The sequence below is a fragment of the Streptomyces shenzhenensis genome (assembly GCF_021462265.1).
Lineage (GTDB): Bacteria > Actinomycetota > Actinomycetes > Streptomycetales > Streptomycetaceae > Streptomyces > Streptomyces shenzhenensis.
In genome coordinates, this window is sequence record NZ_JAJONF010000022.1 from 120959 (window position 1) to 140525 (window position 19567).

Genomic DNA, 19567 nt, shown 5'->3' on the forward strand with positions numbered 1-19567 from the left:
TCGCGGAAACCTACAACCAGTGTGGCCTACGTCTATCGATACGCCACTGTACCGGTACACGACCGTATCGGTACAGTCTCGTATCGGTACAGCTGCGTATCGGTACAGTTCCGTATCGGTACGCTTCCGTATCGAAGAGTTCGGGCCACCGCCCGGGACTCGCACAGCACCATCGTCAGTGAGGGGGCCTGGGATGAGATCCCAGTCCGAGCCGGCAGCGGCGGAGCCGGGCGCGATAGCCCGGCCGCCGCTCGTCCGTGAGCTCCTGCTCGTCGCAGGGCTCTTCCTCGTCTACAAGTTCGGGCGCCAACTGGCCACCGGCCATACCGCCGAGGCCCTGCACAACGCCCACCGGATCTGGGACCTGGAACGGACGCTGCACCTGCCCTCGGAGGTCGGCGTGCAGTCCGCACTGCTGCACGGCGACACCCTCGTCCACCTGGCCAACACCTACTACGCCACCGTTCATTTCCCGGCGACGCTGGCCTTCCTGGCCTGGCTCTACCTGCGGCGGCCCGCGCACTACGTCTGGGCCCGCCGGGTCCTCGCCGTGGTCACCGCGGCCGCCCTGGTGCTGCCCTTCACCTTCCCGCTGGCACCGCCCCGGATGCTGGCCGCGACCGGCCTGGTCGACACCGCCCGCGTCTACGGCCCCTCCGTCTACGGGCCGCCCGCCAGCGACCACCTCTCCAACCAGTTCGCGGCGATGCCCTCCCTGCACTTCGGCTGGGCTCTGATGGTGGCGATCGGCCTGATCGTCGCCACCCGGTCCCGCCGGCGCTGGCTGTGGCTGCTGCACCCGGCGATCACCCTCCTCGTGATCGTCGGTACCGCCAACCACTACTGGCTGGACTCGATCGTCGCCGCCGCGATGCTCGGCGCCGCCCTCGCCCTGATCCGCCCCCGGACCTCGTCCGGGGGGACCCCCGCCTCGCTCGGCTCGCCGCAGCACCACACGGCCACCACGGCCGGGCGCGGCACCCGGCACCTCGTCTCCGGGGCGCCCTCCCTGGTGGGGGCGGACCGATGAGCACCGCGGCCGTCGTCGCCGTCGCGCTGTCGCTGGTCTCGGCCGTGGCCTACGCCGCCGCCGCCGTCGCCCAGGAACGGCTCGCGTCGAGGACCTCGGCCACCGGTCTGCTGCGGCTGCTCGGCAGCGGCGCCTGGTGGGCGGCGGTGGGCCTGAACGCCGGCGCCGCCCTGCTGCACGTCGTCGCCCTCAAGTACGGCCCGCTCACCCTCGTACAGCCGCTGGGCGCACTCACCCTGGTCGCGGCCGTGCCGTTGGGCGCGCGGGCGGCCGGCCGCCGGGTCACCGCGGCCGAGTGGCGGGGCACCGCCCTGACCCTGCTCGGCCTCGGCGCCCTCCTGGTCACGGCCTCGGGTCCGGCGCCGCACCAGGTACTGAGCCTCACCGAGGCGCTCGCCGTCGCCGGTACGACGGCCGCCCTGATCGGTGTCCTCTCCCGCCCCGGCACCCGGCCGGGCCTCCGGCACGCCACCGCGTCCGGCTTCGCCTCGGGCGTCGCGTCCGCCCTCACCCAGACGGTGACGGTGGCGGCGACGGACCGTTCGGGCCCCGCTCTGAGCGCCGAGGTGATCGTGGTGGCCCTCCTGGTGGCCGCCTTCGCGGTGGGCGGCCTGCTGCTCTCCCAGACGGCCTACCGCGGCGGCCTGGGCGCCCCGCTCGCGCTGGTCACCCTCGCCAACCCGCTGGCGGCGGCGGTCATCGGCCTGGCCCTGCTCGGCCAGGGACTGCAGGGCGGAGTCTGGGGCGTCCTGCTCGCCCTCACGGGCGCCGGCCTGGCGTCCCGCGGCGTGTTCCTGCTCACCCGGGTGGCACCGCCGCCACCGGCTGTCGGACTGGACGACGAACACCCGGTGGCGGCGGTCCTGGCCCTGGACCCGACACTGGTCCCCCGGCAGAGGACGGGGCCGAAAAAGCTGACGTCCCTCTGAACACCCCGTCCACCGGGCGCCCGAAAGGGGCGCGGGGCCGTAGTCGAAATGCGGCTCCGCCGCGCGGGCGCGACCGGCCACGAGCAAGCCGCAGCCGCCGCACAGCGGTCCCCCGCGCCCCCTCGGGCGCACGCTCAGACCGTGATGATCGCCGGGTCGCTCACCCCGGGCCGCCCGTTCTCCACGTGGCCGGCGAACCGCCGCACATATCTCGCGTCGGCGTCGGAGGTGACCGTCAGGTCGTACCACCGCTCGCTGTGGTTGAGGTGCACGATGTGCTTCACCACGGCCCCGGCACGCACCGTGAACGTGCGCCCCCGGCCGCCGTACCCGTCGGCCACCTTCAGCTTCACCGTGCCGCCGCCCCTGTTGGTGAAGGCCAGCTCGATGTCGTCGCCGTGCGGCCGGGCGGTGACCTCGGGTCCCGCCACCGTACCGGAGCCCTGGAAGGTGCGCAGGAAGCCGTTCGGACCGTGCACGGTCAGGTCGTACGAGCCGCCCGAGTACACCGAGTTCCACGTGTCGGAGACGGACTTGCCGGCCTCGGTGGTGTAGGTCCAGGGACCGTCGGTGCGGTTGCCGGAGGTCACCAGGAAGGCCGCACCGGCCTGCGCGCCCGACGCGAAGGTGAGCGTGAACCTGCCGGCCGCCGGGTCCAGCGAGCCGTCCACCACCGGGGCGTACCTGAGCGGCCGGGTGGGCCGCGAGCCGCGCTCCTGCCTGGGCAGCGACGGGTTCGCGGGCGGGGTGGGCACGTAGTCGGGGTGGCGCTTGTCGTCCGGCGGCCGGTAGCCGTCCGTGGACGGCAGCGTGACCGGCTTGACGTCCTTGCGGGAGAAGTCGAACGCGGAGGTCAGGTCGCCGCTGACGGTACGCCGCCAGGGCGAGATGTTGGGCTCGTGGACGCCGAAGCGGGCTTCCATGAACCGGATGATCGAGGTGTGGTCGAGCGTCTCGGAGCAGACGTAACCGCCCTTGCTCCACGGCGAGACGACGAGCATCGGGACCCGCTGGCCGAGGCCGTAGGCGCTGGCGGGGTGGCTCGCGTTGCCCTTGAAGAGGTCCAGGCTCGGGTCGACCGTGGACTTGCCCTGCGCCGCGGAGGACGGCGGGAACGGCGGGATCAGGTGGTCGAAGAAGCCGTCGTTCTCGTCGTAGGTGATGAACAGGGCCGTCTTCGCCCAGACGGCGGGGTCGGCGGTGAGCGCGTCGAGGACCTGGGAGAGGTACCAGGCGCCGTAGTTCGCGGGCCAGTTGGGGTGCTCGGTGAAGGCCTCGGGGGCGACCACCCAGGAGATCTGCGGAAGCTTGCCCGCCTTGACGTCGGCCTTCAGCCGGTCGAAGAAGCCCTCGCCCTTGGTCGCGTCGGTGCCGGTGCGGGCCTTGTCGTACAGCGGGTCGCCGGGCTGGGCGTTCTGGTACTGCTTGAAGTAGAGCAGCGAGTTGTCGCCGTAGTTGCCGCGGTAGGCGTCCTGGATCCAGCCCCAGCCGCCGGCCGCGTCCAGGCCGTCGCCGACGTCCTGGTAGACCTTCCAGGAGACGCCGGCCTTCTCCAGGCGCTCCGGGTACGTCGTCCAGCTGTAGCCGGCCTCGTCGTTGCCGAGGACCGGACCGCCGCCCTGGCCGTCGTTGCCCGTGTACCCCGTCCACATGTAGTAGCGGTTCGGGTCGGTGGAGCCCATGAACGAGCAGTGGTAGGCGTCGCAGACGGTGAAGGCGTCGGCGAGCGCGTAGTGGAACGGGATGTCGTCCCGGTTCAGGTACGCCATGGTCGTGGAGCCCTTGGCCGGCACCCACTTGTCGTACTTGCCGCCGTTGACGGCGGTGTGCGTGTCGTTCCAGCCGTGCGGGAGGTCCTGGAGGAAGGCGAGACCCAGGTCGTCGGCGTCCGGGTGGAAGGGCAGGATGTCCTTGCTGCCGTCCGACTGCTTCCAGACGGACTTGTCGTTCTGGGTGACCGGACGCGGGTCCCCGAAGCCGCGGACGCCGCTGAGGGTGCCGAAGTAGTGGTCGAAGGACCGGTTCTCCTGCATCAGGACGACGATGTGCTCGACATCCTCGATCGACCCCGTGCGGTGGTTCGCGGGCAGCGCGGCGGCGCGCTGGATGCTGTTGGACAGCGCGGTGAACGCCGTTGTGGCGCCCGCGAGTTGTAGAAATCGGCGCCGGTTGACTTCGGGCATGGGGAAGCGACCTCTCATCCTGACGCACGGGATGGCCGGAACAGGGCGGATTGTGCGCGGTGCGAGTTTTCCAAGGTCATCGAACGTCAGGGAAGGGTCAGGTGGCGCCGATGTGAAAGTCGGCGGTACGTGGGGTGAGTAGCCGGCGGGCGGGAGGAGGCGACATGGCCGTCGCCGTCTCCTGGAGCGGCCGGTGCGGGTGAGCGCGGCCACGGCGACGACGGCGCTCGGCCACACGGCCCTTTTCGGCGGAAGGCGGTGCGTTTCGTCGGACGGCTCCCGGTGCGCACGGCGCATGACCCGGGGCCCCCGGGCCGTCGACGCCGCCGACGGCGCGTGCGTACGACATGTGCCGCGGGGAGTCCGGGCGCGGCGGATCCGGGTGCGCGGGCGTACGAGATCCGGCCGGCACCTGGGGCGCGCAGGGGGTGCGCACGCACTCCACGCCGGGCGTGCGGTCCTGCGTGGCGGACGCCTTCGCCGGCTCAGGTCGCCGTGCGGTACCAGGAGCACGCGGAGACGGTGACCGACGAGGACTGCACCGAAGGCATCCGGTCCAAGCCGGCCGTGGCTCCTCGCCGACGGACAGCCACGTCAAGAGCCCGGCGCGGCTCCCCGGCGCGGCCGCCTGGTGACGGCCGCCGCCCTGCCCGGGCCCAGGACGGGTGTGCGCCCGGCCCCGGGACGGGGCCGGGCGCACAGGACGATGTGGTTCAGGGACTCACACCTCGGCCGGGAAGCGTGCCCAGACCCGGTGCTCGCCCAGCAGGGCGACGACCTGCTGCAGCGTCGAGGTACCGCTGTCGCCGACCACCACGCCGGCCGCGTCGGCGGGCACACCGGCCGCTTCCAGGGCGGCCTCGGCGCCCTTCCAGCCGCCGATCGCCTTGCCGTGCCGGAAGGTCTCGTCGAGCAGCAGGGCCACCCGCGGGTCATGGGTGGGTCCCTGTCCGTTCGCCGTGCCCGCCTTGGCGTCCCGGGCGCCGTACGCGTCGGTGCCCAGCCCCGGGGTGCCGGCGACCAGGAGGGCGTCGAACTCCACGGACCGGGCGGTGGCGTAGGTGCGCTGCACCGGCACCGCACCGTCCCCGTTGCCGCCGCTGCCGTTGAGTGTGCCGCCGGCCGGGGCGACGACCAGCGGCACCATGCCGGCCTGGACCACGGCCTCGCGCACGGCCTGCACGCCGTCGAGGTCGCCGTCCGGGCCGGTGACGATGCCGATGACCCGCCCGTCGGTGGGCCAGGTCCGCCCGACCTGGGACAGGGCGGGACTGGGCTCGACGTCGGCGAGCGGCACGGTCGGCGCCGGCGCGGACAGCCCGAGACCGGCCGCGACCTGGGCGCACAGCTCCGGGTCGATGTTGGCGAGCACCTGGAGCCCGCGTTCCCTGACCGCCTGTTCGTAGCACTTGCCGAGTTCGAAGGTGTAGGCGCCGATGATGTGCTCGCGCTCCACCGGGCTCATGCTGAGCCAGAACCGGCGTGGCTGGCTGAAGTGGTCGGCGAAGGTCTCGGGCGGCTGCCGGGTCTTGTGGGACTCCGGTACCGGGACGGGCGTCTCGACGTACGCGCCGAGGTCGGCGCCCGGGGCGAACGGGCAGCCGCCGTCGAGGGAGTTGGGCCGGTAGGGGGCGACACCCCGGTGCACGGCGGTCTGGTGCATGCCGTCGCGCAGCATGTCGTTGACGGGGGCGTGCGTCCGGTTGATCGGCAGCTGGGCGAAGTTGGGGCCGCCGAGGCGGGTGATCTGGGTGTCGAGGTACGAGAAGAGGCGGCCAGCGAGCAGCGGGTCGTCGGTGATGTCGATGCCGGGGACGAGGTGGCCGACGTGGAAGGCGACCTGTTCCGTCTCGGCGAAGTAGTTGGACGGGTTGCGGTCGAGGGTGAGCAGCCCGATCGGCTGCACCGGGGCGAGTTCCTCGGGGACGAGGTTGGTGGGGTCGAGGAGGTCGATGCCCTCGAAGGTCTGGTCCGCGGTGTCGGGGAAGGTCTGGATGCCGAACTCCCACTGTGGGTAGGCGCCGGCCTCGATGGCGTCGGCCAGGTCCCGGCGGTGGAAGTCGGGGTCGACGCCGTTGGCGATCTGCGCTTCCTCCCAGACCAGGGAGTGCACGCCGAGCTTCGGCTTCCAGTGGAACTTCACCAGCGTGCTCGCGCCGTCGGCGTCGACCATGCGGAAGGTGTGGACGCCGAAGCCCTCCATGGTGCGGTAGGACCGCGGGATGCCCCGGTCGGACATGTTCCACAGGGTGTGGTGGGTGGCCTCGGTGTGCAGGGTGACGAAGTCCCAGAAGGTGTCGTGGGCGCTCTGCGCCTGCGGGATCTCCCGGTCCGGGTGGGGTTTGCCGGCGTGGATGATGTCCGGGAACTTGATGGCGTCCTGGATGAAGAAGACCGGCATGTTGTTGCCGACCAGGTCGAAGACGCCCTCGGAGGTGTAGAACTTGGTCGCGAAGCCGCGGGTGTCACGGACGGTGTCGGACGATCCCCTGGATCCCAGCACGGTGGAGAACCGCACGAAGACCGGTGTCTCGACCTCGGCGGCGAGGAACGCGGCCCTGGTGACCGTGGCGGCCGTGCCGTAGCTGCGGAAGACGCCGTGCGCGCCGGCGCCCCTGGCGTGCACCACGCGCTCCGGGATCCGTTCGTGGTCGAAGTGCATGACCTTCTCGCGCAGGTGGTGGTCCTGCAGGAGGACGGGACCGCGCGGCCCCGCCTTGAGCGAGTGGTCGGTGTCGGGGCGGCGATGCCCCTGGGCGTCGGTCAGGTAGGGCTCCGCCTGTGCCGTCCGGGCCTGGTCGGCGCCGGTCGGCTGCCCGGTCGGCGAGTAGGTGTCCGGGCCGCTCTGGTCCGGCTTCGGGGGCAGCGGGTCACGGGGCTCGGTCGGTTCCGCGACCGTGGGTGACTCGGGGCCGGGCTTGCCCGGAATCCCGTCGGCGGGTCCCGCGTACTCGCCCCGGACGGTGTCGGCGACCTTGTCTGCCGCTCGCTTGAGGGGGTTGGTCTCGCCCATCGGTACCACTCCTTCGCATCTGGCGGGCCGCCGTACGTCGCGGCCTGCTGTTCTCTGAGCGCGGACACCCCCTGAACCGGCTACGCCCGCGTACCCGGGCGGCCGCGGTCCAGGCACGGATTCCGCGATCGGATCACACCGGTCCGGTGGTGGCCGACGGCTCAGCGCCGTACCACGCGCAGCTCGCGCAGCGACGGGTCGGCGGCGTCCGGGACGAGGACGCCGTGGTCGGCGCCGCTGCGCAGGTAGTGGAGGACCTCCTCGGTGATCACCTCGCCGGGGCGATCACGGGCACGCCCGGCGGATACGGGCTGATCATCTCGGCGGCGATCCGGCCCGCCGCCCGCTGTGCGGGCACGTGCTCGGCCGCGGCGAAGAAGGCGTCACGCGGCAGCATGGCCTGCTCCGGCTCCAGCGCGGGTGGCTCGGGAAGGTGCACCCACTGCCGGTGCCCGAGGGAGCCGGCGTTCTCGACCAGGGCGTGCAGGGCGTCGAGGAGGATCTTCTCGGTCTCGTCGTCGTCGGCGCGGAGAGTCAGTCACTTTGTTGACTATGGACCGCCGCCCGCTGTGCGAGTCTGCGCAGTACCAGGTCGCCCCACTGGAGGTTCTCGCGCTCGAAGGACATGCCGCGCAGCAGGGTGAGGTAGGGGCCGACGCGCTCGGCTTCGGCGAAGTACGCCTCCTCCGAGCGGCCGGCGAGCAGGCGCTGCCGGATCCGTTCGTAGCGGGCCAGTTTGGCGGTGGCCCACTCCATGCGCTCGGCGACGGCGGCGCGGACCGCGTCGAGGTCGCCGGCGTCCGCGCACTGCACCTTGACCAGCAGCTCGTCGCGGACCACGGACGGCCGCGCGGGGGGCTCGGCCGTATAGGCGCGGACGGCGTCACGACCGGCCGGGGTGAGGGAGAAGAGCCGTTTGTTGGGGCGCCGTTCCTGCTCGACGACGCGGGCGGTGACCAGCCCGTCGGCCTCCATGCGCTCCAGTTCGCGGTAGAGCTGCTGGGGCGTCGCGGCCCAGAAGTTGGCGACCGTCGCGTCGAATCCCTTGGCGAGGTCGTATCCGGAGGCCTCGCCCTCCAGCAGGGCGGCCATCACCGCATTCCGCAGAGCCATGGGTGCACGCTAGCATGCACCTAGTCAACTTTTTGAATAGGTGAGGTGGACCCCATGCGTGCTGTGCACCCCTTCCGTGAGGCCGTCGAGAACGGCGACATGGACGCCGTGGCGGCCCTGCTGGCCGACGACGTCGTCTTCACCAGCCCGGTCGCCTTCAAGCCGTATCCGGGCAAGGCGATCACGGCCGCGATCCTGCGCGCGGTGTCGCAGGTGTTCGAGGACTTCGCCTATGTGCGGGAGATCGCGAACCCGGACGGCCGCGACCACGCCTTCGTGTTCACGGCGGCGGTCGCCGGCAAGAAGCTCCAGGGCTGCGACTTCCTGCACTTCGACGAGGACGGGAAGATCGACGAGTTCACGGTGATGGTGCGCCCCCTGTCGGCCGCGCAGGCGCTGTCCGAGGCGATGGGCGCCCGCTTCGACCAGATCGCCCAGGAGGCCGCCGCCGCGCGGTGACCCCGGCCGGCCGCGGGACTCGGCGCATGGCCGCTTGCCGTGACCGGCCGCGGGCGCTCGTCCGGAACGGAGCCCGGTACCGGAGGCGTGGGCCGGCTCGGGCTCCGCACAGCGACGGCCGGGCGGTACCGCGTGGCTCGCCCGCCGCCCGGACGCGGCCGACGCCGGGTACCGCGAACGCGGTCCTCCGCGGCCACGCCACCCCACCGGGTACGGGTCCCTCACCTCACCCCTTGCCACCGCTGAAGTTCCGCCACTGGGGCCCGATCCGCCGCCATTCCGCGTCCCATTCGGCGAGGCGGCGGCGCATCAGCCGGCGGCGGACCGCCCAGCCGCCGCCCCACACCGCGGCGGCGACGAGCGGGCTCACGAGGGCGGCGGTCGCCAGGGACTGGCAGGTGACCTCGGCCTGGCTCGGGGGCGCTGAGACGGGCCGGTCGGCGCGGTCCACCCAGACCCGCACCTGACTGTCCGTCCTGGCCGTGGACAGAACCTTGGCCAAACCCGTGCGGGTGGTTCCGTCCGCGTCCGTCCAGCGCACGGTGACCCACGACTTCCCCACGTCGTAGCCGGTGAGGACGGGTGAGCCGGCCGCCGCGTTCCCGGTCAGCCGGGCCGACACCTGATGGATGGCGGCCCGTCGATCGGCGAAGCCCCGGTGCACGGTCGTGCCGGCCGCCCCGCCGGCGAGCAGCCCGCCGAGGAGGGCCACGGCCCAGACGGCGAGCACGATCCAGGCCTCCACGACGTCGCTGTGGCGGCGCAGCGGATTGCGCCGCCAGCGCCAGAGGGGTCTTCTGGCCACGGGTACGCGACACGTGCTGGTCATGGTCCGCCGCCTCCTTCCGGGATCCGGGACGTCCGGCCGCGGGCGGGCTGCCTCAGCCCGGTGGGACGTGCTCCGGGCCGGGAAGATCGGGGTCGAGGTCCGGTCGGCGGGGCGGCCCGGCGAGCGCGCACTCCACGGCGACCACGCCGTCGACGCCCCGCACCCACCCGGCGGCCACCGGAATCAGCGCGGTGTCCGAGACGCGGCCGGTGAGGGTGACGACGCCGTCACGGACCCGCACCCGCACCTGTTGCGCCGAGCCGGAGAAGAGGTGCGGGACGATGTCGCGCCGGATCTCCTCGGCGATGTCCTCGTCGTCCCGCAGGAACACCTTGAGCAGGTCGGCACGGCTCACGACGCCCCGCAGCAGGCCCTCGTCGTCGATCACCGGAAGGCGTTTGACGCCGTGCCGGGCCATCGTGCGCGCCGCCTCGGGCAGGGTGGCCTCGGGATGGACGGTGACGGCGGGTACGGTCATCAGCTCCCCGGCGGTGACGGCCGCCGCCGCGCCGCGGTCGGCCTTGGGCAGACGGCCGGCGACGTCACCGCGGGCCTGCTCCTTGCGCAGCAGATCGGCCTCCGAGACGACTCCGACGACCCGGCCGTCGTCGTCGAGGACGGGGGCCGCGCTCACCTGCCACCGCTGCATGGCCTTCACGATGTCCTTGAACGGCGCGCCGTGGCGCAGGGCGAGAACCGTGTGGGTCATCACGTCGTTCACGATGTGCGGGGCGCCGGTCATGGCGACCTCCAGGGTTCGGCTGCCGTGGTCCGACACCCTCCAGAATCGGTCATCCGGGCCCTGAGGGCATAGGCCGAACGGTCCCGTTTCGGGTTCCCGGCCCGCTCCGGGCCGGGCAGGGGCGCGGGTCGGGCAGCGCCGGTGATTCGAGGCTACGGCTCCCCCACCGGCACCCGCCACACCAGCGTCGTACCCCCGCCCCCGGCACCCGCCGGGGACTCCCACTCCAGACGCCCACCGAGTTCCTCAGCCCGCTCCGCCATGTTGCGCAGCCCACTGCGCCGCCCCCCGGGTGCGATACCCACCCCGTCGTCCCTGACCGTCAGCACCAGCTCCCGCCCGTCGGTCACCAGCACCACCTCGACACGGCCGGCACGCGCATGCCGGGCCACGTTCGTCAAAGCCTCCGACAGAACAGCCACCACATGATCCGCGATCTCCTTGGGCACCTCCGTGTCGATCAGCCCCTCCATCCGCACACTCGGCGCGAACCCCAGCGCCCCCGCCGCCTCACCCGCCACCCGCACCGCACGAGCCCGCAGCCCCGTACCCGCCCCGCCCTCCCGCGCCCGCAACCCGAAAATCGTCGACCGAATGATCTTGATTGTCTCGTCCAGATCATCCACCGCCCGCAACACCCGCTCCGACGCCTCCGAATGCTCGATGAACCGCCCCGCACTCTGCAACGTCATCCCCGTCGCGAACAACCGCTGAATCGCCAGGTCATGCAGATCCCGCGCAATCCGGTCCCGGTCCTTGAGCACCGCGATCTCCTCGGCGTCCCGCCGCCGCTCCGCCAGTTCCATCGCAAGAGCCGCCTGCGCCGCGAACACCTCAAGCGGCTCCGTCTCCTCCACCGTGAACAACGGCCCCCCCGCCTCCCGCGCCAGCAACACCACGCCCCGCACCCCACCCGGACCACCAGCGCCATCCGCACCACCAGTCCCGCCGGTACCACCGGTACCACCGGTACCGATGGGAATGGCCACCGCCGGTCCCAACCCCGCAAAACGCGGCGGCTCAGCCGAGACCCGCTCGTCATGCAGCACATCCGCACTGATCACCGCCGCCCCCCGGGAGAACGCCAGCCCCATCAACGTACGGTCCGCGGACAGCACCAGCCCCCGATGATCCTCCGCATCCACCCCCACCGCGATCTCCACCGCCAGCGACCCTGTCTCCTCCATCGGCGTCGCCACCGCCGCCAGAGCCGAACCAGTGATCTCCCTCGCCCGCTCCGCTATCAGCCCAAGCGCCTCACCACTCACACTGCCCGACATCAGACGGTGGCTGATCTCCGCACTCGCCCGCAGCCACCGCTCACGCAACCGCGACTCCTCGTACAGACGCGCATTGTCGATCGCCACCCCCGCCGCCACCGCCAGCGTCGACGTCACCGACACGTCCTCCTCGTCGAACAGCCCCCCGCCCCGCTTCTCCGTCAGATACAGATTCCCGAACACCTGGTCACGGACCCGGATCGGAACCCCCAGAAACGTGTTCATCGGCGGATGATTCGGCGGGAAACCGTACGACGCCGGATGCTCGGACAGCTTCGTCAGCCGCAACGGCTCCGGACGACGGATCAGCTCCCCCAGAATCCCGTGCCCCTCCGGGAACGGACCGATCCGCACGATCTGCTCCTCCGTCACCCCCACCGTATGAAAGGCCGACAACCGCCTGCCGTCCGGCCCGATCACACCAAGTGCCGCGTACTCCGCATCCACCAGCACCGCCGCGGCCTCCACAATGCTGTGCAGAGCCTGCTCCAGATCCAGCTCCCTGCCGACCGAAAGCACCGCCTCCAGCAGACTGTGCACCCGGTCCCGGGTCCCCCGCGCGGCATCCAACCGCGCCTGCAACTCCTCCAGCAGCTCATCCAACCTCAGCTGCGGCAACCGCACCCGGGCCTCGTCGCTCTCCACCGCACTCCTCCGACCCCGTCGACTCGCAAACCGGCAGGTCCGATCAAGCCCACCGTAGTGGGCACCGACCGCATCGGGCACCCGGATGATGCAAGTCACAGGCCCCCAAGCGGCTCCACCGTCTCACGCCGGGCCGGACAGCCACCCCGGGGGCAGGGGGCTGTGCCGATATGCGGCTGCCGCCGCGCGGGCGCGACCGGCCCCCACCGGCCCGCGGGTGGTCACCGGCCGGTTCGGCACCGCCGGAATCGGCCGCCGCGGCTGAGCACCGCCGCGGCGGAAGGGAAGAGCGGAGCGGGGAACTGTGCGCCGGTGGGGGCGCAAGGATCTTCAGGAGACGGCGTCCAGGCCGTACCGGGTGCGGCCACCGGTCAGTTCGCGCCCGGTGACCAGCTCGGGGTCGATGCGGACGAAGACCTCCCGCGGGGACGGTGCCCAGGACCTGGGGCCCTCGCGGAGGAGCCTCTCGTGTTCGCGGGGGTCGCCGACCACACTCGCGTGGCCGGTCACCACGACGCTCCAGCCGGCCTGCGCGACAGCGTCCACCTCGTCCGCCTCGAAGGCGACGACGGCACCGTCGACGGCCCGCACCAGCTCCGAGGACTCGGACGTGCGCAGGACCACCGCTCCGTCGCGGTCCAGACCGAAGTTGACGGGCAGCACGGCCGGAAGCGCCCCGCGCGTGTGGACGATACGGCCGACCGGCACCCGGGCGAGCAGCCCCAGGCACTCCCGCCGGTCGAGTTCACGGAATCCGTCGTTGGCATACATCGGCCGTCTCGTCTCTCACGTCCTGCTCTGGTCGGTGGCCGCGAAGCGGGCGCGAGGCGCCCGGGTCAGGCCTCATGCGGCGCCCGGTGCCGACGGCACGGGCGAAGGCGTTCTGTCGTCACTCACCGTCCTTGGCCGCTGCGGAACCGGAGGCTGGTCGCAGCTCCAGCTTGACGCAGTCCGGTGGGACGGGCTTGGGCCGTCCGGCCCCAGCCGCCCGCCGGACGGGCCCCGCGCGCCGGAACAGCCGAGGACGGGCCGTTCGGGCCTGCCGTCACGGCATCGAGGGGGCCGAACGGCCCTTCCGCCTGCCCCCCTGACCGGGCTTCGCTCTTTCCATGGCCGAGAACCACACGGAGTCCGTGACCTACCGCACGACGCGCGCCGGCGGCGCCACCGTCGTCACCCTGCACGGCGACCTCGACCTCCTGGCGGTTCCGGTCCTGTCGGCGGCCCTCGACGACCTGACGTCCGGTGCGCAGCCCGATCTGGTGCTCGACCTGAGTCCCGTCTCCTTCGTCGACAGCTCCGGGCTCAGCCTGCTGTGCCGGGCCCACAACCGCGTCCGCTCACGCGTCGGCAGACTGCGACTGGTGACACCGGACGACGGCTTCCGCCGGCTGCTGCGCCGCACGGGGCTGGGCGACACCTTCGAGGTGTACCCCGGCCTTGCCCCGGCCCTCGCCCGCAGCCACCCTTCCCTCAGCTCCGCGGCGCCCCGGCGATCCCCGGCGTCCGTGAGCTGACGTCCCCGGGACCGGGCGGCGGCGGCACACCCGTGGGCGGGCAGGGTGCGCGGCCACCTCGCCGGACAGTACGGTGGCGTCCTGGTGTTCGACCCCGGACACCGGATGGCTTCAACGGGTAGGTCATCGGGCGGGTGGAGGCGGCATGGCCGGCACGAAGGCGGCGGAGCTGCCGCGCAAGGCGTACGAGGTTGAACTGCTTCGTCTGCAGACCGAGTTGGTGAAACTGCAGGAGTGGGTGCGGGCCACGGGGGCCCGCCTCGTAGTGATCTTCGAGGGGCGGGACGCGGCGGGCAAGGGCGGCACGATCAAACGGGTCACCGAGCACCTCAACCCGCGTATCGCCCGGATCGCGGCGCTGCCCAAGCCCACCGAGCGCGAACGCACCCAGTGGTACTTCCAGCGGTACGCGGAGCATCTGCCGGCGGCCGGGGAGATCGTGCTGTTCGACCGGTCCTGGTACAACCGGGCCGGCGTCGAACGGGTGATGGGTTTCTGTACGAAGGAGGAGTACCAGCTCTTCCTGCGGCACTGCCCGATCTTCGAGCGGATGCTGGTGGAGTCCGGGATCCTGCTGCGCAAGTACTGGTTCTCGGTGAGCGACACCGAGCAGCAGGACCGGTTCCGCAAGCGCCTCGAGGATCCGCTGCGGCGCTGGAAGCTCTCGCCGATGGACCTGGAGTCGATCACCCACTGGGAGGCGTACTCCCGGGCCAAGGACGAGATGCTGATCCACACCGACATCACCGAGGCGCCCTGGTACATCGTGGAGAGCGACGACAAGCGCCGGGCCCGGCTGAACATGATGGCCCACCTGCTGTCGACCGTGCCGTACCACGACGTGCCGCCGCCGGTGCTGGAGCTCCCGGAGCGGCCGCCGTCGACCGGCTACGAGCGTCCGCCGCGGGATCTGCAGACGTACGTCCCGGACCACTCGGCGAGCCTCTGAGCAGCGGGTCGCCGCGGCCACGCCGGCTCGGGGAACCGGCGGAAGCCGCCGGGAGCAGGCGCCGCGTGCCGGTCGTTGTCCGCCCGTCCCGAGGACGGGCCGCCGGCCGAGGCGACCGGCCGGGCCGGGGTGGGCCGCACGGTTTTCGGCGCGCGGGCACTGCCATGATGCTTCCCGGGATCACCAGGCGAAAGGCGGCACATGACCCACGGCGATGACGCGCGTCCGGGATGGCACCGGCTCCTCGTGCCCGGACTCGTCTCGCTGCTCGGCTACCGGCGCTCCTGGCTGAAGGGTGACGTGCTGGCCGGGGTGACGGTCGCCGCGTACCTGGTGCCGCAGGTGATGGCGTACGCCGGGGTGGCCGGGCTGCCCCCGGTCGCCGGTCTGTGGGCGATCCTGCCCGCCCTGGCCCTGTACACGGTGTTCGGCTCCTCACGGCTGCTGTCGGTAGGCCCGGAGTCGACGACCGCCCTGATGACGGCCACCGTGGTCGCCCCGCTCGCCGGCGGCGCCCCCGGCCGCTACGCCGTACTGGCGGCCACCCTCGCCGCCGCGGTCGGCCTGCTCTGCCTGATCGCGCGGGTGGTCCGGCTGGGCTTCCTGGCGGACCTGCTCTCCCGCCCCGTCCTGATCGGCTACCTGGCCGGGGTCGCTGTGATCATGGTGGTGGACCAGTTGCCGAAACTCACCGGCGTGCCGGTGACGGGAACCGAGTTCTTCCCCCAGCTCTGGTCGTTCTTCACCCACCTGCGCGAGGCGCGGCCGGCGACGGTGGTCTTCTCGGCGGCGACGCTGTTCTTCCTCCTCGTCGTCACACGGTCCATCCGGGCGCTTCCCGGGCCGCTGCTGGCCGTGGTCCTGGGTACGGCGGCCGTGGTGGCGTTCGACCTCGACGGCCGGTACGGCATCCGGGTCATCGGCACCGTCCCGGCGGGTGTGCCCGGCCTCGCCCTGCCGGACCTGACCGAGCTGCCGCGCTTGGTGCTGCCCGCGCTCGGCGTCCTGCTGGTGGCGTACACGGACTTCATCCTCACCGCCCGCGCGTTCGCCGGCCGAGGCCCCGACGACGGCCCGGAGCTCGACGCCGACCAGGAGTTCCTGGCCCTCGGCGCGGCCAACCTCGGGTCGAGCGTCGTGCACGGCTTCCCGTTGAGCAGCAGCGCCAGCCGTACCGCCCTGGCCACCTCGGCGGGGGCCCGCAGCCAGGCGTACTCCCTGGTCGCCGGCGCCCTGGTCCTCGCGGTCCTGCTCTTCCTCAGCCCCCTGCTCACCCGGACGCCCGCCGCGGTGCTCGGCGCCCTGGTGGTCTACGCGGCGACCCGGATGACCGACCTGGCCGGCTTCCGCCGCCTGGCCGCCTTCCGCCGCCGCGAGCTGCTCCTCGCGCTCGGCTGCCTGACCGGGGTCCTCGTGCTGGACATCCTGTACGGCGTGCTGGTCGCCGTCGGCCTGTCGGTGGCCGAACTGCTGACCCGGGTGGCCCGCCCGCACGACGCGGTCGAGGGCCTGGTCCCCGGACTGGCCGGCATGCACGACATCGACGACTATCCCACCGCCCGCACGGTCCCCGGTCTCCTGGTCTACCGCTACGACTCGCCGCTGTTCTTCGCCAACGCCGAGAACTTCCACCGCCGGGCCCTGGCCGCCGTCGACGGACAGAGCCGGCCCGTCCGCTGGTTCGTCCTCAACGCCGAGGCCAACGTGGAGGTCGACATCACCGCCCTCGACGCGGTCGACGCCCTCCGCCGCGAGCTGGACGCGCGCGGCGTCGTGTTCGCCCTCGCCCGCGTCAAGCAGGATCTCCTGAACAGCCTGGAGCGGTACGGCCTCGCGGACGCGGTCGGCCACGACCTCATCTTCCCGACCCTACCGACGGCGGTGGCGGCGTACCGGGAGTGGCTGGCGGCGCAACCGGGCCGGTAGGCCGGCCCCGGGGGCTGTCCGGCCCGCCTCCTGCGCGGCACACGCCGGGCCGCTTCCCGGTCGCCCTCGCCCGGTCGATCGCGATCCTCCTGCCCGTGTTCCCGGCCGCGACGTTCCACGCCGGGACCGGCGCGGTTGTGGCAATCGTGTTTCAGCACCCCACGTCACCCTGGCCCCGCGGCACCGGCTGTGGTTCTCTCACCGCATGACCGTGCTCGTGACCCGCCGCCACGTCGACTACGTGCGTGTCACCAGCACGGGGTGTCCCCTGGCGAGCTGACACTCCGCTCCTGCCTCCGGCCCCCCTCCTTCCCCCCGCACCCCGCCGACGTCCGTCGTGTCTTCCTCCGGACAGCGGCCCCGCGGTCGTTCCACGTACCCGCACGCCCCGCACAAGGGAGAACCATGAGCCAGCCCATCGACTCCGTCGCCGCGGGCCACACGCCCGAGGACCCCACCGGTCCCGGCACCTCGGCCTGGTCGTTCGAGACCAAGCAGATCCACGCCGGTGCCGTACCGGACCCGACGACCGGGGCGCGGGCGGTGCCGATCTACCAGACCAGTTCGTTCGTCTTCCGTGACACCCGGCATGCCGCCGACCTGTTCTCGCTGGCCGAGCCCGGCAACATCTACACCCGCATCCACAACCCCACCCAGGACGTCTTCGAGCAGCGCGTCGCCGCCCTGGAGGGCGGGGTCGCCGCCGTGGCCCTCGCCTCCGGGCAGGCGGCGGAGACCCTCGCCCTGCTGACGCTGGCGTCCGCGGGCGACCACATCGTCTCCAGCGCGTCCCTGTACGGCGGCACGTACAACCTCTTCCGGCACACGCTGCCCAAGTTCGGCATCGAGGTGTCGTTCGTGGACGACCCGGACGACTTCGAGGCCTGGCGGGCCGCGATCCGGCCGAACACGAAGGCCCTGTTCGCGGAGACGCTCGGCAATCCGCGGGGCAACGTGCTCGACGTCAGGGCGGTGGCGGACGTCGCGCACGAGGCGGGTGTCCCGCTGATCGTGGACAACACCGTGCCGACCCCGTATCTGCTGCGGCCCATCGAGCACGGCGCCGACATCGTCGTCCACTCCGCGACGAAGTTCCTCGGCGGGCACGGCACCACCATCGCCGGTGTCGTCGTCGACGGCGGCACCTTCGACTTCGGCGCGCACGCCGGGCGCTTCCCCGACTTCAGCGAGCCGGACCCCAGCTACCACGGCCTCCGGTACTGGCCGGCGCTCGGTCCGGGTGCCTTCGCCGTCAAGCTGCGCGTGCAGTTGCTGCGCGACCTGGGGCCGGCGATCTCGCCGCACTCCGCGTTCCTGCTCCTCCAGGGCGTGGAGACGCTGAGCCTGCGCATCGAACGGCACTCGGCCAACGCCCAGGCACTCGCCGAATGGCTGGAGCAGCGCGACGAGGTCGCCGCCGTCCACTATCCGGGGCTCGAGTCCAGTCGCTGGTACGAGGCGGGTCGGCGCTATCTGCCGCGCGGCGCCGGCGCGGTGCTCGCCTTCGAGCTGCGGGACGGGGTCGAGGCCGGGAAGCGGTTCGTGGACGCGGTCGAGCTGTTCAGCCACCTCGCCAACATCGGGGACGTACGCAGCCTGATCATCCACCCCGCGTCCACGACCCACAGTCAGCTGGACGACGCGCAGTTGGCGGCGACCGGGGCATCGCCCGGTCTGGTACGCCTGTCGGTGGGCATCGAGAACCTCGCCGACCTGAAGGCCGACCTGGAGGCCGGTTTCCGCGCGGCCAAGGGCGCGTCCTGAACACCGTGCACACGCCGTCAGGGGTCCCCTTCCCGCCGGCCTCCGGGGCCTGGCGGGAGGGGGACCCGCCCGGGCGCCGCCAGTGGTACACCCGGGAGAAACCCCTCGCGCTGGAGGCCGGGGGTGAACTGCCCGGTGTACGGCTGGCGTTCGAGACCTGGGGACGGCTCGCACCGGACCGCTCGAACGCGGTTCTGGTGCTGCACGCACTCACCGGCGACAGCCATGTCCGCGGACCGGCGGGGCCCGGTCATCCCACCCCCGGCTGGTGGGACCCGCTCATCGGTGCCGGCCGAGCCCTGGACACGGACCGCTGGTTCGTCGTCGCACCGAACGTGCTCGGCGGCTGCCAGGGCAGCACCGGGCCGTCCTCGCCGCGCCCGGACGGGCGGAGCTGGGGCGGCGGCTTCCCCTTCCTGACCCAGCGCGACCAGGTCGCCGTGGAGGCCGGTCTCGCGGACGGCCTGGGCATCGGACGCTGGGCGTTGGTGATCGGCGGTTCCATGGGCGGGATGCGGGCGCTGGAGTGGGCCGTCACGTATCCGCAGCGGACGGACGCGCTGCTGCTGCTCGCCACCACGGCCGCGGCGAGCGCCGAGCAGATCGCCTGGACGAACATCCAGCTCCACGCCATCCGCTCCGACCCGCACTGGCACGGCGGCGACTACCACGGCACCGGCCGGGAGCCCCGTGCCGGACTCGGCCTGGCCCGACGGCTGGCTCATGTCACCTACCGCAGCGAGCCGGAGCTGGCGGTCCGCTTCGGCCGCGGCGCGCAGGGCTTCGAGGATCCGTGGAACGGCGGCCGGTACCAGGTCGAGTCGTATCTCGACCACCACGCCGCCAAGTTGGTGCGCCGCTTCGACGCCGGCAGCTATGTCACCCTCTCCGAGGCCATGAACAGCCATGACATCGGCCGCGACCGCGGTGGCACGCGTGCCGCGCTGCGCCGGGTGACCGCGCGGACCCTCGTCGCCGGAGTCGGCTCCGACCGCCTCTATCCACCCTCCCAGCAGGCCGAGTTGGCGGCCGGGATTCCCGGGGCGGACCGTCTGCGCCTGATCGAGTCGCCTTACGGCCACGACGGCTTCCTGATCGAGACGGAGCAGGTCGCCGCGCTCGTACGCGAGCTGCTCGACCAGCGGGGCCGCCCCACCGGGGCATCCGCCCGCGCACTCTGAGGGGACA

The 19567-nt window shown here is 72.5% G+C and carries 16 protein-coding genes; 8 read left to right on the plus strand and 8 right to left on the minus strand.

All coding sequences use genetic code 11. The features are described 5' to 3' along the window. Positions 1 to 193 precede the first annotated feature (193 nt). Together LQ326_RS26665 and LQ326_RS26670 are read left to right on the plus strand one after the other, a co-directional pair. A complete protein-coding gene (locus LQ326_RS26665) occupies positions 194 to 1030 on the plus strand; it encodes a phosphatase PAP2 family protein (RefSeq protein ID WP_234540401.1) in 837 nt (278 codons plus the stop codon). Beyond that, a complete protein-coding gene (locus LQ326_RS26670; protein WP_234540402.1) occupies positions 1027 to 1959 on the plus strand; it encodes a DMT family protein in 933 nt (310 codons plus the stop codon). The genes LQ326_RS26665 and LQ326_RS26670 overlap by 4 nt, the downstream gene beginning before the upstream one ends. A 134-nt stretch (positions 1960 to 2093) precedes the next feature. On the opposite strand, the gene LQ326_RS26675 is transcribed toward LQ326_RS26670, so the two are convergent. From LQ326_RS26675 to LQ326_RS26690, 4 genes are all read right to left on the minus strand, one after another. Continuing rightward, positions 2094 to 4142, minus strand: coding sequence for a phosphocholine-specific phospholipase C (locus LQ326_RS26675; RefSeq protein WP_234540403.1), 2049 nt, complete (start codon positions 4140 to 4142; stop codon positions 2094 to 2096). A 721-nt stretch (positions 4143 to 4863) separates the two neighbouring features. Further along, positions 4864 to 7155 (minus strand): catalase, encoded by a 2292-nt coding sequence (locus LQ326_RS26680; RefSeq protein ID WP_234540405.1) that lies wholly within the window; start codon positions 7153 to 7155, stop codon positions 4864 to 4866. Between the two features lie 268 nt (positions 7156 to 7423). Continuing rightward, positions 7424 to 7594: an Orn/Lys/Arg family decarboxylase gene (locus tag LQ326_RS48795; protein ID WP_372496959.1), complete on the minus strand. Its 171-nt coding sequence runs from the start codon at positions 7592 to 7594 to the stop codon at positions 7424 to 7426. Between the two features lie 95 nt (positions 7595 to 7689). Beyond that, on the minus strand, positions 7690 to 8268 hold the full coding sequence (locus LQ326_RS26690) for a PadR family transcriptional regulator (RefSeq protein ID WP_234540406.1): 579 nt from the start codon (positions 8266 to 8268) through the stop codon (positions 7690 to 7692). Between the two features lie 63 nt (positions 8269 to 8331). On the opposite strand from LQ326_RS26690, the gene LQ326_RS26695 reads away from it, so the two are divergent. Further along, positions 8332 to 8727, plus strand: a complete 396-nt coding sequence (locus LQ326_RS26695; RefSeq protein ID WP_234540477.1) for a nuclear transport factor 2 family protein — start codon at positions 8332 to 8334, stop codon at positions 8725 to 8727. Positions 8728 to 8953: 226 nt separating this feature from the next. On the opposite strand, the gene LQ326_RS26700 is transcribed toward LQ326_RS26695, so the two are convergent. The 4 genes from LQ326_RS26700 to LQ326_RS26715 all read right to left on the minus strand — a co-directional run bounded on the left by LQ326_RS26700 (position 8954) and on the right by LQ326_RS26715 (position 12994). Continuing rightward, entirely contained in the window at positions 8954 to 9556 is a 603-nt protein-coding gene (locus tag LQ326_RS26700; RefSeq protein WP_234540407.1) for an Rv1733c family protein, read from the minus strand. Positions 9557 to 9608: 52 nt separating this feature from the next. Then, positions 9609 to 10298: a CBS domain-containing protein gene (locus LQ326_RS26705; protein WP_234540408.1), complete on the minus strand. Its 690-nt coding sequence runs from the start codon at positions 10296 to 10298 to the stop codon at positions 9609 to 9611. Positions 10299 to 10450: 152 nt separating this feature from the next. Next, positions 10451 to 12223, minus strand: coding sequence for a GAF domain-containing sensor histidine kinase (locus LQ326_RS26710; RefSeq protein ID WP_234540410.1), 1773 nt, complete (start codon positions 12221 to 12223; stop codon positions 10451 to 10453). A 330-nt stretch (positions 12224 to 12553) separates the two neighbouring features. Further along, a complete protein-coding gene (locus tag LQ326_RS26715; protein ID WP_234540411.1) occupies positions 12554 to 12994 on the minus strand; it encodes a pyridoxamine 5'-phosphate oxidase family protein in 441 nt (146 codons plus the stop codon). A 338-nt stretch (positions 12995 to 13332) separates the two neighbouring features. On the opposite strand from LQ326_RS26715, the gene LQ326_RS26720 reads away from it, so the two are divergent. From LQ326_RS26720 to metX, 5 genes are all read left to right on the plus strand, one after another. Beyond that, complete coding sequence (locus LQ326_RS26720; protein WP_234540412.1) at positions 13333 to 13740, plus strand: STAS domain-containing protein; 408 nt, start codon at positions 13333 to 13335, stop codon at positions 13738 to 13740. 145 nt (positions 13741 to 13885) lie between these two features. After that, positions 13886 to 14689 (plus strand): polyphosphate kinase 2, encoded by an 804-nt coding sequence (gene ppk2, locus LQ326_RS26725; RefSeq protein ID WP_234540414.1) that lies wholly within the window; start codon positions 13886 to 13888, stop codon positions 14687 to 14689. Between the two features lie 201 nt (positions 14690 to 14890). After that, complete coding sequence (locus LQ326_RS26730; protein ID WP_234540415.1) at positions 14891 to 16615, plus strand: SulP family inorganic anion transporter; 1725 nt, start codon at positions 14891 to 14893, stop codon at positions 16613 to 16615. A gap of 405 nt (positions 16616 to 17020) precedes the next feature. Then, positions 17021 to 18379, plus strand: a complete 1359-nt coding sequence (locus LQ326_RS26735) for a bifunctional o-acetylhomoserine/o-acetylserine sulfhydrylase (protein ID WP_234540417.1) — start codon at positions 17021 to 17023, stop codon at positions 18377 to 18379. Then, on the plus strand, positions 18376 to 19560 hold the full coding sequence (gene metX, locus LQ326_RS26740) for a homoserine O-acetyltransferase MetX (RefSeq protein WP_234540479.1): 1185 nt from the start codon (positions 18376 to 18378) through the stop codon (positions 19558 to 19560). Before LQ326_RS26735 ends, metX begins: the two co-directional genes overlap by 4 nt. Positions 19561 to 19567: the final 7 nt, after the last annotated feature.